This is a genomic window from Nonomuraea coxensis DSM 45129 (assembly GCF_019397265.1).
Taxonomy (GTDB): domain Bacteria; phylum Actinomycetota; class Actinomycetes; order Streptosporangiales; family Streptosporangiaceae; genus Nonomuraea; species Nonomuraea coxensis.
Window position 1 is genome coordinate 6,697,407 of record NZ_CP068985.1, and the last position, 12,521, is coordinate 6,709,927.

Below are 12,521 nucleotides of genomic sequence, written 5' to 3' on the forward strand. Positions count from 1 at the left end.
GATCACCAGCGCCGCGCCTGGGCCATGACCCCCAGGTAGGCGTCCCGCTCCACCTGGAACCTGAGCGGGTCCAGCTCTCTCCGCTCGGCCCGCAGGTGGAGCATGGTCAGCTCGGTCGCGGCCTGCTGGTAGTCGCCCATGGCCCGGCCGAGGCCCATCCGCCTGGCCCACTTGCGGGCCGCCTTGCGCGCCGGGAGCGTGGTGAGCATGCGGACGTCGGCGTCGGAGATCAGCCCGGTGTCCTGGTAGATCGGCAGGTAGAGGGCCATCTTGGCGACGAGGTGGCGGCGCTCGTTCACGGTCACGACGACCAGCGTGACGAGCGTCGCCATGATCACCAGGTAGGCGCCGCCCAGCCAGGCGAGCGAGCCCGTGCTGGCGGCGCCGTTCCACAGGGCGTGCAGGAAGACCGCGCCGAGGTAGCCCAGCGGGATCATGGCGTACCTGAAGGTCGTGCGGCGGGTGATCGCGTAGGCGACGCCGAGGCCGATCAGCGAGGTGTAGATCGGGTGGCCGAGCGGGTCGATCAGCCCTCGCACCACGAAGAGCTGGATCGCCGCGCCCGGCCCGTCCGCGCCGAACGCGAGCAGGTAGTAGCCGACGTTCTCCACGGCGGCGAAGCCGAGGCCGGTCATGGAGGCGTACACGATGCCGTCGGTCAGGCCGTCGATCTCCTGGCGGCGGCGCAGGAGCAGCAGCAGGGCGGCGCCCTTGAGCGCCTCCTCGATCACGGGGGCGAGGTAGACGGTGCCGACGCTCTCCGCGACCGCGTTGCCGTAACCGGTCCGCACCCACTCCTGGCCGAGGAAGGTCAGGGCGATGCCGAGGACGATCGCCACCCCCGCGCCCCACGCGAACGCGAAGGCGAGGTGCAGCTTCGGCTCCGGTTCCAGCCGGTCGAGGGAGAGCACCGCGGCGAGCAGCACCGGCAGGGGCGCGAGCGCGAGCAGCATGGACAGCCCGAACCCGACGGGACCGCCCGCGACCAGCATGACCGCCAGCGTGACGAGCGCGAGGAGCCCCGAGACGACCAGTCCGATCAGCAGGGCTTTGCTGGGGCGCTGGGCGAGCGTCGGTGCTGTCATGGTGGTGCCTCTCTTCCCATCGGTCCGCCCACTATGCGCTCCGCCCATCGACAAGCGCTTAACGGCCGCTTGATTCCCGGTAGTACGGGTCCGCCACCGTCGCCTCACCCTCCGTGTACGAATACACCTCCCGGCCCGAGATGAACACCCTCAGCGCCCGGCTCATCACGTCCAGGGGGTCGCCGGACCAGATCACCACGTCACCGTCGAGCCCGGGGCGCAGCGCACCGACCCGGTCGGCGAGGCCCATGATGCGGGCCGGGTTGACGGTGATCGAGCGCAGCGCCTCGGCCGCGTCGAGCCCTTCCTTGACCGCCAGGGTGGCCTGGTGGACGAGGAAGTGGATCGGCACCACGGGATGGTCGGTGGTGATCGCGAGCTCGACGCCGGCCCGCGCGAGCACGCCGGGGTTGCGCAGCGAGCGCTGACGCAGCTCGACCTTCGAACGGCTGGTGAACAGCGGCCCGATGATCACCGGCACGTTCCGCTCGGCCAGGACGTCGGCCAGCAGGTGCCCCTCGGTGCCGTGGTTGATGATCAGCCGGTAGCCGAACTCGTCGGCCAGGCGCAGCGCGGTGGCGATGTCGTCGGCCCGGTGGGTGTGCTGGCACCAGGGCAGCTCGCCGTCGAGCACGCGGACGAGGACCTCCATCGTGCCGTCGCGGTCGAACGGCTTGTCCTCGCGGGCCGCCGCGTCCTTCCTCGCCCTGTAGTCCTGGGCCTTCATGAACGCGTCGCGGATCACCGCGGCGACGCCCTGCCGGGTGGAGGGCAGCTTCTTCTGGTCGCCGTAGACGCGCTTGGGGTTCTCGCCGAGCGCGCTCTTGACGCTCGCCGGCTCCTTGACCAGCATCTCGTCGACGGACCTGCCCCAGCACTTGACGGCGACGGTCTGGCCGCCGATCGGGTTGCCGGAGCCCGGCTTGATCACCGCGGTGGTGACGCCGCCGGACAGGGCGTCGGCGAAGGCCAGGTCAGCGGGGTTGATCGCGTCGAGCGCGCGCAGCCGGGCGCCGTTGGGGTCGGTCATCTCGTTGGTGTCGCTGCCGGCCCACCCCTCGGCCTCCTCGTGCACGCCGAGGTGTCCGTGGGCCTCGACGAACCCGGGCAGCACCCACGCGCCCGCGGCGTCCACGATCGCGCAGCCTTCGGGGATCCGGACGTCCGCGCCGACTTCGGCGATCTTCCCGTTCTTGATGAGGACGGTGCCGCCGTCGATAGGATCGCCATCGACAGGTACGACATATCCGCTGGTAATAGCAAGGTTCACGATTCGTAACTTATCGGTATGCGGGTAGGGGGCCCACATGATCGCTGAACTGTACCGACGATGGCTGCTCGACCTGTGGAACGGCGACTTCGCGCTCGCCCACGACCTGGTCACCCCCGGCTTCACCGGGCACTGGCCCGGCATGGACGTCCACGGCCCCGACGGGCTGGCCGAGGCGCTGCGGCAGGGGCACGCGCCGTTCGAGGACGTCTCCGTCACCCTCGACGTGGGGCCGCTCGTGGACGGGGACCAGGTCGCCGCGCGGTGGACGTTCGCCGGCACGTACCGGGGCGGCCTGCCCGGAGCGACCGCCGAGCCGGGCACCCGGGTCGCCTTCAGCGGCCACGACCTCCTCCGGGCCGAGAACGGCAGGTTCGCCGAATACTGGGTGATCTCCGATGTCCAGACGTTGAACCGGCAGCTAGGGATAGGGTGATATCTGGGCAATGCGGACGGGGGTGGCAGGTGTCGGAGCAGTACGCGCCGGACGCGGACCAGGCGTTCCGCGCGCTCGCCGACGACGAGCTCTCCGCGCTGCTCGGCCGGCAACGCTTCGGCGCGCTGGCCACCGGCGAGGAGAACGGCCGCCCCCTCCTGTCCACCGTGCTCTACCGCTGGGACGCCGACCAGCGCGTCGTGCGCATCCCGACCCTCGCCGACCGCGCGAAGGTGCGCCGGCTCCACCGGGACCCGCGCTGCGCGCTGTACGTCGCCAGCACCGACTTCGGCGCGTACGCCGTGGCCGAGGGCTCGGCGGAGCTGTCACCGGTGACCAGCGAGCCCGGGGACGAGGTGGGCAGGGAACTGCTCGCCATGCAGGCGGGGCTGACCGATCCGGCGGACGAGGGGGCGTTCCTGCGCCGGATGGTCGCCGACCGGCGGCTGGTGATCAGGATCAGGGCGGCCCGCCTCTACGGCACGGCGCTCGGCTTGCGCCAGATCGGGTAGGGCAGCCCGGCCAGCCGGTTGATGACGAAGCCCTGCAGGACGATGACGAGCACCGCGGCCATCATGATCAGCAGGTGTTCCGGGGTCCGGATCAGGCCCAGCGAGACGATCAGGGTGGTCGCGCCGGCCGGCGGATGCGAGGCCTGGAAGACCGGCATCAGCCCGCAGGTCAGGCCGAGCGCGATGGCGCAGGCCAGGATCCGCTGCCAGTCGATCTTCTCCAGGTCGGGCGGCACGGCGAGCAGGCCGGTCACCGCCAGCGAGAACCAGCCGGCCAGGACGCCTATGAGGTGGCCGACCAGGGCGTTGTGCGGCGAGGAGGCGGCCGCGAGCGGCGTGTGGAAGAGCAGGAAGGCCGTGGGCCCCAGCGACGGGAAGACGAACGGGGCGTCGGTGTTGTAGGCGATGATCGCCATGAGGAAGATCGAGACGAAGCTGTTGACGCCCGTGTAGAGCGAACGCACCGCCCACCTGGGATACCGGTCCTCCAGCGACTCCAGGTAGTAGGGCTTCGCCCCCCGGGTCATACGTCGCTCCGCTTCCATCCCGGCCGGAGCGCGGCGGTGCCGATGTTGCGCGGGTCGCGGGCGCGGTAGACGATGTACGGCCTGAACAGGTACTGCACGGGCGCGGCGAAGGCGTGGACCAGCCGGGTGAACGGCACGATCGCGAACAGCAGCAGCCCGGAGATCGCGTGGATCCGGTACTCGACCGGCGTGCGGGCCATGAGCGCCACCTCGGGCTGGAACACGAAGAGGCTGCGCACCCAGGGCGAGACGTCGATGCGGTAGTTGTAGTGCAGCGTCGAGGTGTTGATCAGCGTCGTGGCCAGCCCGAGCGTCAGCGCCGCGACCAGGAAGATGTACATGATCTTGTCGTTGACGGTCGTGGCCAGGAAGACGGGCCCGGTGGTGCGCCGCCGCCAGACGAGCAGGGCGATGCCGGCGTAGGTGAGCACGCCGGCGGCGATGCCGAGCGAGAGCGCCATGAAGCTGTAGACCGTCTCGCTGACCCCCAGCGCGGCGGTCCAGCTCGCCGGGATGAACAGGCCGAGGAGGTGGCCCATCAGCACGATGAGCAGGCCGACGTGGAACATCGGGCTGCCCCACCGCAGCATCCGCGACTCGTACAGCTCCGACGAGCGGGTCGTCCAGCCGAACTTGTCGTAGCGGTAGCGCCAGATGAGGCCGGTGACGAGGATCGCCACGGCGATGTAGGGGAACGCGCCCCACAGGAAGACGTCGATGGGCGAGATCACTGGAGACCCCCGGTGGTGGTGACGGGATGCGGCGAGGGGAGTCCGACGGCGCCCAGCCCGACCAGTTCGGGACCGCCGCCGAGCGGGCGGCGGGCCATCCTGGCGGCCTCCTCGGGGGTGCGCGGAGAGGCCCCGGGCAGCGTGCCGCACACCGCTTCGAGCAGGCCCGCGTACGGCGTGGCGGCTTTGACCAGGGCGAACTTCAGCAGTTCGAGCCCGGCCCGGTGTTCCTGGAGCAGCTTCGTGCCGTCCTCGCGCTCCAGGGTCGCGTACTCGAGGACGACGGGCAGGTAGTCGGGCAGTTCGTCGCTGCCCGGCGGCGTCAGGCCGTGCGCCCGGTAGCGCTCCTTGATCGCGGCGAGGGAGAACCCCCGGCGGCGGGTGTCGCCGTCGGTCCACCAGGTCAGGTACAGCGAGCGGCGGTTGCGCAGGTCGAAGACCGCCACGTAGTGCTCCTCCGCCTGCAGCGGCTCCTGGCCCGCCAGGTGCTCGGCGAACGCGGCGACGGCCGCCGCCGGCGGGTGCGCGCCGGTCTCGGCGAGCGCGGCCCTGATCAGCGGCAGCCGGTCGAACAGGGTCCGGTCGGGGTAGCGCAGGCACAGCCCGGCCGCCCGGCGCACCACGGCCACGCCGTCGGCGGACAACGAGGATCGCCGCGAGGTCCACGGTGCCTTCATCACGACTCCCCGCGCTCGCGTCGCTCGCTGATCTCGCCCGGTTCTGCGCCCAGCCCCTCGCCCTTGTCCACCCGGCCGCCCCGGTGCCCGTCGCCGCCCTTCGACCGGTACGGGAACAGCCCTTCGGGAAGGCCGCGGCCGTCCCAGTTGAGCAGGTTGATCCGGCCCCGGTGGCCGCCGGTCTCGGCGGCCTCCTCCGAGGTCTGGCGTTCGCGCAGGCCGTGGAAGGTCTCCACGGACAGGGGCGCCGGCCGGCCCGACGCCTCGCCGAACGGCCCCGACGACTCGGTGCCGCCCATCCCCGGGCCGCCCTCGTAGTCGAGGCTGCATCCGCTCAGCGCGGTCTCCTCCAGGTTTCGTACGTCCCCGGCCGCGGCGGTCGGGATGACGTAGCGTTCCTCGTACTTCGCCAGGGAGAGCAGCCGGAACATGCTGTCCAGCTTCTCGACGTCGAACCCGACCGAGGCGGCGATCTCCGGGTCCACCGGCTCGCCCAGGTTGATCCGCCGCCGGTGGGAGCGCATCGCGGCCAGCCGCCGCAGCGCCAGCTCGACGGGGGCCGGGTCGCCCGCCGTGAAGAGCTCGGCCAGGTAGGAGACCGGGATGCGGAGCGTGTCGATGGCGCCGAACAGGTTCCGGTGGTCCTCGCCGTCGTGGCCCGAGGCGGTGATCGCCTCGACCACGGGCGACAGCGGGGGCACGTACCAGACCATCGGCAGCGTGCGGTACTCCGGATGCAGCGGCAGCGCCACGCCGTAGGTGGCGATGAGGTCGTAGACGGGCGAGCGGCGGGCCGCCTGGATCCAGTCGTGCGGGATGCCCGCCGCCTCGGCCGCGCGCCGGACGTCCGGGTCGTGCGGGTCGAGGAACAGGTCGAGCTGCGCCGGGTAGAGGTCCTGCTCGCGCGGGGTGGCCGCGGCGGCCGGCGCCCGGTCGGCGTCGTAGAGCAGCACGCCGATGTAGCGCAGCCGGCCGACGCACGTCTCGGAGCAGACGGTGGGCTGGCCGACCTCGATGCGCGGGAAGCAGAAGGTGCACTTCTCGGCCTTGCCGGTGCGGTGGTTGAAGTACATCTTCTTGTACGGGCAGCCCGTGACGCACATCCGCCAGCCGCGGCAGCGGTCCTGGTCGACCAGCACGATCCCGTCCTCCAGGCGCTTGTAGAGCGCGCCGGACGGGCAGGACGCCACGCACGACGGGTTGATGCAGTGCTCGCAGATGCGCGGCAGGTAGAACATGAAGGTCTGTTCCAGCTCCATGCGCACCTTGTCCTGGATCCGCTGCAGGACGACGTCTTCGGCCTCGTGCTCCGGCATGCCGCCCAGGTTGTCGTCCCAGTTCGCCGACCAGGTGATGGTGTCCATCTTCTCGCCGCTGATGAGCGAGCGCGGCGCCGCCACCGGGAAGTCGTCACCGGCGGGGGTGTCGAACAGGGCGTTGTAGTCGTAGGTCCACGGCTCGTAGTAGTCGCGGATGTTGGGCAGCAGCGGGTTGGCGAAGATGCTCGCCAGCCGCCGCGCCCGGCCGCCCGCCTTGGGGACGAGCCGGCCCCGCGCGGTCAGCTTCCAGCCGCCGCGCCAGCGTTCCTGGTCCTCGTAGCGGCGCGGGTAGCCCTGCCCGGGGCGCGTCTCCACGTTGTTGAACCACACGTACTCGACGCCGGGGCGGCTCGTCCACGTCTGCTTGCAGGTGACCGAGCAGGTGTGGCACCCGATGCACTTGTCGAGGTTCATCACCATGCAGATCTGGGCCATGACGCGCATCAGTACTCGACCTTCTGTGCCCGCCGCCGGATCACCGTGACCTCGTCACGCTGGGTGCCGACCGGGCCCATGTAGTTGGGGAAGAAGGAGAGCTGGGCGTACCCGCCGATGAAATGGGTGGGTTTGACGAGCACCCGGGTCAGCGAGTTGTGGATGCCGCCCCGCCGTCCGGTGGTCTCGCTCTTCGGGACGGCGATGACGCGGTCCTGGGCGTGGTGCATGTAGACCGTGCCGGCCGGCATCCGGTAGGACACGATGGCCCGGGCGACCACGACGCCGTTGCGGTTGACCGCCTCGATCCAGTCGTTGTCGGCGACGCCGATCGCCTCGGCGTCCTGCGGGCTGATCCAGATGACCTGACCGCCCCGCGACAGCGACAGCATGATGAGGTTGTCCTGGTACTCCGAGTGGATGGACCACTTGTTGTGCGGGGTGAGGTAGCGCACGGTCACCTCCCGCGCGCCGTCCGGGCCGAGGACGGGCTCCCCGAACAGCCGGTGCATGTTCAGCGGCGGCCGGTACGTCGGCAGGTTCTCGCCGAGCTCGGCGATCCAGTCGTGGTCGAGGAAGAAGTGCATCCGGCCGGTCAGGGTGTGCCACGGCTTGCCGTGCTCGGTGTTGATGGTGAAGGCGCTGTACTGGCGTTCCGCGGTCTCGATGCCCGCCCACTCGGGGCTGGTGATGGTGGTCTGCGGATGCGCCTGGGTGGCGGCGTAGTTGATGCGAAGGCCGGCGTCGGCGGCGGCGAGCCCGGCCAGCCCGCCGCTGCCGCCCACCTTCCTGGCCAGGGTGTGGAACCCCTGGTCGGAGAGCCGCCCGTTGGTCGACCCGGACAGCGCCAGGATCGCCTCGCACGCCTTCTTGCCGGTGTCGATCAGCGGCAGGCCGTCGGCGGGGCCGCCGCGCGCGACGCCGTTCGCCAGGCCGAGCTGCCTGATCTCGTGGTCCACCTGGTAGGTGACGCCCTTGCAGGGCACGCCCTTGGACGCGGCGAGCGGGCCGAGGGTGCGCATCTGGGCGGAGATCGCCGTGTAGTCCCGCTCGACGATGGTCACGCTCGGCATGGTCCGGCCGGGGACCGGGGTCGAACCGTCGGCCCGCCAGTCCTGCGCGACCCCCGTGGGGTTGCCCAGTTCGCCGGGCGTGTCGTGCTGGAAGGGCGTGGCCACCAGGTCGTGCCGGGTGCCCAGATGGCGGCCGGCCAGCTCGGACACGACGTCGGCGATGTCGTTGAAGATCTCGAAGTCGGTGCGGGCCTGCCAGGGCGGCTCCACCGCCGGGTTGAACGAGTGCACGTACGGGTGCATGTCGGTCGAGTTCAGATCGTGTTTCTCGTACCAGGTCGCGGCCGGCAGCACGATGTCGGACAGCAGGGTCGTGGACGTCATCCGGAAGTCCAGCGAGAGCAGCAGGTCGAGCTTGCCTTCGGGGGCCGGGTCGCGCCAGCGCACGTCGCGCGGCCGGACGTCCTCGGGCGCCTCGGTGGCCCGCAGGTTGCTGTGCGTGCCCAGCAGGTGGCGCTGGAAGTACTCGGCGCCCTTCGCGGACGAGCCCAGCAGGTTGGCTCGCCACGCGATGAGGATGCGTGGCCAGTTGTCCGGATGGTCCGGGTCCTCGGCGCAGAACTTCAGCCGGCCCGCCGCCAGCTCCCCCGCGACGTGCTCGCCCGGGTCCCGGCCGGAGGCGCGGGCCTCGTCGGCCAGGTCCAGCGGGTTGCGGTCGAAGGTCGGGTAGGAGGGCATCCAGCCGAGCCTGGCCGACTGGGCCAGGATGTCGACCGCCGTCATCCCCGCGAAGTGCCCCTTGCCGAGCGGCGAGGCCAGGGCGTCGGCGCGGAAGTGGTCGTAGCGCCACTGGTCGGTGTTGAGGAAGTAGAAGCCGGTGCCGATCATCTGCCGGCTCGGCCGCTTCCAGTCGTTCGCCGTGGCCAGCGTGGTCCAGCCGGTGAGCGGGCGGCACTTCTCCTGGCCGACGTAGTGGGCCCAGCCGCCGCCGTTGCGTCCGATGCAGCCGGTGATCAGCAGCAGCGTGATGAAGTTGCGGTACGTGGTCTCCGAATGGAACCAGTGGTTGGTGCCGGCCCCCATGAGGATCATGCAGCGGCCGTTGGTGCTCTCGGCGGTCGTGGCGAACTCGCGGGCGGTCCTGATCGCCGCGGCGGCCGGCACCGAGGTGATCGACTCCTGCCAGGCCGGGGTGCCCGGGGAGGCCGCGTCGTCGTAGCCGGTCGGCCAGTCGCCGGGCAGGCCGTCGCGGCCGACGCCGTAGCGGGCCAGCATCAGGTCGTACACGGTGGTGACCAGCGGGCCCCCGGGCGTCAGCCGCCTGGCGGGGACGCCGCGCCGGAGCACCGCCCCCGATCCGTCGGCGGTGTCGAAGCGGGGCAGCAGCACCTCGGCGCCCACGGCGCCGGGCAGGCCGTGCAGGGTGAGCCGGGGCACGACGCCACCGAGGTCGAGGTTCCAGCGTCCGTCCTCGTGCGACCAGCGGTCGGCGACGGAGCCCGAGGGGACGACCACGTCGCCGGTGACCTCGTCCAGCAGCGCCGTGCGCCACTCGGCGTGCTCGGCCGCGGCGTGCGCCCCGCCGAGGTCGGTCGCGCGCAGGAACCGGCCCGGGACGTACGCGCCGTCCTTCTCCTCCAGCCGGACGAGGAACGGCATGTCGGTGAAACGGCGTACGTAGTCGAGGAAGTACGGCACCTGCCGCTCGACGAAGCACTCGCGCAGGATCACCTGGCCCATCGCGTGGGCCAGCGCGCCGTCGGTGCCGGGATGGGGATGCAGCCAGTCGTCGGCGAACTTGCTGTTGTCGGCGTAATCGGGAGAGACCACGACCACCTTCTGGCCGTTGTAGCGGGCCTCGACCATCCAGTGCGCGTCCGGCGTGCGGGTGACGGGGACGTTGGAGCCCCACATCATCAGGTAGGCCGCGTCCCACCAGTCGCCGGACACCGGCACGTCGGTCTGGTCGCCGAAGACCTGCGGGGAGGCGACCGGCAGGTCGGCGTACCAGTCGTAGAACGACAGCGCCTGGCCGCCGATCAGCGACAGGAACCGGGTCCCGATCGCGTGGGACAGCATCGACTGTCCAGGGATCGGGGTGAACCCCACGATCCGGTCGGGACCGTGCTCCTTGATGGTGTGCACGTGGGCCGCGGCGATCATCTCCAGCGCCTCGTCCCAGGTGGTGCGCACCAGCCCGCCCTTGCCGCGCGCCTGCTGGTAGCGGCGCCGCCGCTCCGGGTCGCCCACGACGTCCGCCCAGGCCAGGACCGGGTCGCCGAGCCGCCTGCGGGCCTCGCGGTACATCTCCACGAGGACGCCCCGCGCGTACGGGTAACGCACCCGGGTCGGGTGGTAGGTGTACCAGGAGAACGCCGCTCCGCGCGGGCAGCCGCGGGGCTCGTACTCGGGGCGGTCGGGGCCGGCCGTCGGATAGTCGGTCTCCTGGGTCTCCCAGGTGATGATCCCGTCCTTGACGTAGACCTTCCACGAGCAGGAGCCCGTGCAGTTCACCCCGTGGGTGGACCGGACGATCTTGTCGTGCGCCCAGCGGTCGCGGTAGAAGATCTCGCCCGCCCGCCCGCCACGGTAGGACACGTCCCTCAGGTCATCGGAGTAAGTGCCCCGGCTGAAGAAGTCTCCGATCCGCAGGAGGGCCGTCCCGGCCCCCTCCTTGGGTTCCTCGGCCGTTCGCTCATTGACCATGTCGTGTTATCTACCAACGGTGACCGAGAGCAACCGATGAAAACGTTATGCGAAGAGTAACGACTCGATTGCGCAGAGTCCGCCCGCCTCATCTGCTCATCGGCGTGTCGGATGCTCACCACCTGGGCATCTCTGGTCTACTCTGCACTCGACCCGTAGTCACCCACGTTTGTCACCGTCGGTGCACAGGCCCTCTCCCCGACAGAGGAGACCCATGCCCCGACACCTCACCCTCACCCTCGCGCTCACCCTCGGGATCGCGCTCGGCCTCGGCACGCTCGCCCCCGGCGCCGAAGCCCGGACCTGGGCCTCGGCCACCACGCGGCCCGTCGACGTCGCGCACCGGGGCGCGTCCGCGTACGCCCCCGAGAACACCGTCGCCGCCTTCCAGCTGGCCGCCCGCCTGGGCGCGGACCTGTTCGAACTCGACGTCCAGGAGACCAAGGACCACGAACTGGTCCTGATGCACGACACCACCCTGTCCCGCACCACCGACGTGGAGGACGTCTACCCCGGCCTGTCGCCGTGGCGGGTCGGCGACCTGACGCTCGCCCAGATCCGCCGCCTCGACGCCGGCTCCTGGGCCGGGCCGCGGTACGCCGGCGAGCCGGTGCCCACGCTCGGCGACGCCCTCGACGCCATGGCCGGCACCGGCATGGGCCTCCTCCTGGAGGTCAAGGCGCCGGAGCTCTACCCGGGCATCGAGCGACGCATCGCCGACGAGCTCCGCCGCCACCCCGCCTGGCAGGCGCCGGGCCTGCTGGTCGTGCAGTCGTTCGACTGGCGGTCCATGCGGACCCTCCACGGCCACCTGCCGCACGTGCCGATCGGGCTCCTCGGCACGCCGCCGGCCGCCGAACTGCCGCGGCTCGCGACGTTCGCCGACCTCGTCAACCCGTCGTACACCACGCTCACGGCCGCGTACGTCGAGCGCGTCCACGCCCTCGGCATGCGCACGCTCGCCTGGACCGTGGACAGCCCGAGCGCGATGCGCCGCATGCTGGACCACGGCGTGGACGGCATCATCACCAACCGCCCCGACGTGCTCCGCGAACTCCTGGACTCCTGACCTGATCAGGGGCGGGCGAGCGCCTGTCCCGCGGGCAGGTCGCCGACGAAGGCGCGCAGGAAGCCGAGGACCGGCTCCAGGTCACGCCCGTCGGCGGCGCCGATGGATCGGTAGAGCTCCTCCTCGATTTCCGCGATCCGCTGCCCCAGCCGGGCCCCTCCTCGGTCAGGGACAGCTCGACGGCGCGGCGGTCGTACGGGGGCACGTCCCTCCGGATCAGACCGACCGTGACCAGCCGGTCGGCGAGGCGGCTCGGGCTGTTGCCGCTCTCGCAGACCAGCAGCTCGCCGAGGCCGTTGAGGGTGAGAGGGCGTGCTGCGGTCCCTCGGATCAGGTGCCGTCGATCCAGTACTTCTGCAGTCTGACGATGGCCTCGTCCTTACTCATCGCCGCGACCGCGACCTCGTCAAGACCCACCCTTGAGATCAACATGTAGACGAGATCGGCGGGCAAAGCTTCCGACGACGGTTCGGGCACGCCGCGATCGGGCCGCACGTCGTTCTGAACACACGCCCAGAACGTCGCCTCATCCACCTGGAGCTGATCACGGAGAATGTGACTCCAGATGCCCGGGCCGTAGGTGCTGCGATCGACCGGATGAGAAATCCGGGTCCTGAGTATCCTGCCGTCAGGAAGATCCAGCTCATACGTGACGTGGTGAGTGCCCGTTCCTCCCCGAGCGTTCCTTACCTGTCGCCAGCCCTCGATACGACAGAAGGAATCATGATGCTCACGAGTGGG

11 protein-coding genes are annotated in these 12,521 nt (G+C 70.9%); 3 read left to right on the forward strand and 8 right to left on the reverse strand.

Going from position 1 to position 12,521, the window contains the following annotated elements:
* Nucleotides 1–2: 2 nt before the first annotated feature.
* Nucleotides 3–1,085: a PrsW family intramembrane metalloprotease gene (locus Nocox_RS31380; RefSeq protein WP_020542009.1), complete on the reverse strand. Its 1,083-nt coding sequence runs from the start codon at nucleotides 1,083–1,085 to the stop codon at nucleotides 3–5.
* 58 nt (nucleotides 1,086–1,143) lie between these two features.
* Complete coding sequence (locus tag Nocox_RS31385) at nucleotides 1,144–2,355, reverse strand: amidohydrolase (RefSeq protein ID WP_026214097.1); 1,212 nt, start codon at nucleotides 2,353–2,355, stop codon at nucleotides 1,144–1,146.
* Between the two features lie 37 nt (nucleotides 2,356–2,392).
* Here Nocox_RS31385 and Nocox_RS31390 point away from each other — a divergent pair, with 37 nt between their 5' ends.
* Nucleotides 2,393–2,791, forward strand: coding sequence for an ester cyclase (locus Nocox_RS31390; RefSeq protein ID WP_020542011.1), 399 nt, complete (start codon nucleotides 2,393–2,395; stop codon nucleotides 2,789–2,791).
* 29 nt (nucleotides 2,792–2,820) lie between these two features.
* Entirely contained in the window at nucleotides 2,821–3,303 is a 483-nt protein-coding gene (locus Nocox_RS31395; RefSeq protein ID WP_020542012.1) for a TIGR03618 family F420-dependent PPOX class oxidoreductase, read from the forward strand.
* Here the strand turns inward: Nocox_RS31395 and Nocox_RS31400 are convergent.
* The 5 genes from Nocox_RS31400 to Nocox_RS31420 are packed head-to-tail and all read right to left on the reverse strand — an operon-like array spanning nucleotide 3,267 to nucleotide 10,711.
* The gene (locus Nocox_RS31400; protein ID WP_020542013.1) at nucleotides 3,267–3,830 is read right to left on the reverse strand and encodes an HPP family protein; all 564 of its coding nucleotides are present in this window, start codon (nucleotides 3,828–3,830) and stop codon (nucleotides 3,267–3,269) included. The two genes, Nocox_RS31395 and Nocox_RS31400, sit on opposite strands and share 37 nt — an antisense overlap.
* The gene (gene narI / locus Nocox_RS31405) at nucleotides 3,827–4,561 is read right to left on the reverse strand and encodes a respiratory nitrate reductase subunit gamma (protein WP_020542014.1); all 735 of its coding nucleotides are present in this window, start codon (nucleotides 4,559–4,561) and stop codon (nucleotides 3,827–3,829) included. The genes Nocox_RS31400 and narI overlap by 4 nt, the downstream gene beginning before the upstream one ends.
* Nucleotides 4,558–5,238 carry a nitrate reductase molybdenum cofactor assembly chaperone gene (gene narJ / locus Nocox_RS31410; protein ID WP_051112496.1) on the reverse strand — a complete coding sequence of 227 codons (681 nt, stop codon included), beginning with the start codon at nucleotides 5,236–5,238 and terminating at the stop codon, nucleotides 4,558–4,560. The genes narI and narJ overlap by 4 nt, the downstream gene beginning before the upstream one ends.
* Nucleotides 5,238–7,001: a nitrate reductase subunit beta gene (narH, locus tag Nocox_RS31415; RefSeq protein WP_020542016.1), complete on the reverse strand. Its 1,764-nt coding sequence runs from the start codon at nucleotides 6,999–7,001 to the stop codon at nucleotides 5,238–5,240. Before narH ends, narJ begins: the two co-directional genes overlap by 1 nt.
* Complete coding sequence (locus Nocox_RS31420) at nucleotides 7,001–10,711, reverse strand: nitrate reductase subunit alpha (RefSeq protein ID WP_020542017.1); 3,711 nt, start codon at nucleotides 10,709–10,711, stop codon at nucleotides 7,001–7,003. The genes narH and Nocox_RS31420 overlap by 1 nt, the downstream gene beginning before the upstream one ends.
* A gap of 214 nt (nucleotides 10,712–10,925) precedes the next feature.
* Here Nocox_RS31420 and Nocox_RS31425 point away from each other — a divergent pair, with 214 nt between their 5' ends.
* Complete coding sequence (locus tag Nocox_RS31425) at nucleotides 10,926–11,780, forward strand: glycerophosphodiester phosphodiesterase (RefSeq protein ID WP_020542018.1); 855 nt, start codon at nucleotides 10,926–10,928, stop codon at nucleotides 11,778–11,780.
* Between the two features lie 330 nt (nucleotides 11,781–12,110).
* Here the strand turns inward: Nocox_RS31425 and Nocox_RS31430 are convergent, their stop codons facing one another.
* Nucleotides 12,111–12,314 (reverse strand): hypothetical protein, encoded by a 204-nt coding sequence (locus tag Nocox_RS31430; protein ID WP_020542019.1) that lies wholly within the window; start codon nucleotides 12,312–12,314, stop codon nucleotides 12,111–12,113.
* Nucleotides 12,315–12,521 lie beyond the last annotated feature (207 nt).

What these genes read in the sequence shown, in the direction of transcription:
- Nocox_RS31425 (WP_020542018.1), top strand. Translation starts at nt 10,926, where the DNA reads ATGCCCCGACACCTCACCCTCACCCTCGCGCTCACCCTCGGGATCGCG.
- narH (WP_020542016.1), bottom strand. Translation starts at nt 7,001, where the DNA reads ATGCGCGTCATGGCCCAGATCTGCATGGTGATGAACCTCGACAAGTGC.
- narJ (WP_051112496.1), bottom strand. Translation starts at nt 5,238, where the DNA reads ATGAAGGCACCGTGGACCTCGCGGCGATCCTCGTTGTCCGCCGACGGC.
- Nocox_RS31380 (WP_020542009.1), bottom strand. Translation starts at nt 1,085, where the DNA reads ATGACAGCACCGACGCTCGCCCAGCGCCCCAGCAAAGCCCTGCTGATC.
- Nocox_RS31420 (WP_020542017.1), bottom strand. Translation starts at nt 10,711, where the DNA reads ATGGTCAATGAGCGAACGGCCGAGGAACCCAAGGAGGGGGCCGGGACG.
- Nocox_RS31390 (WP_020542011.1), top strand. Translation starts at nt 2,393, where the DNA reads ATGATCGCTGAACTGTACCGACGATGGCTGCTCGACCTGTGGAACGGC.
- Nocox_RS31400 (WP_020542013.1), bottom strand. Translation starts at nt 3,830, where the DNA reads ATGACCCGGGGGGCGAAGCCCTACTACCTGGAGTCGCTGGAGGACCGG.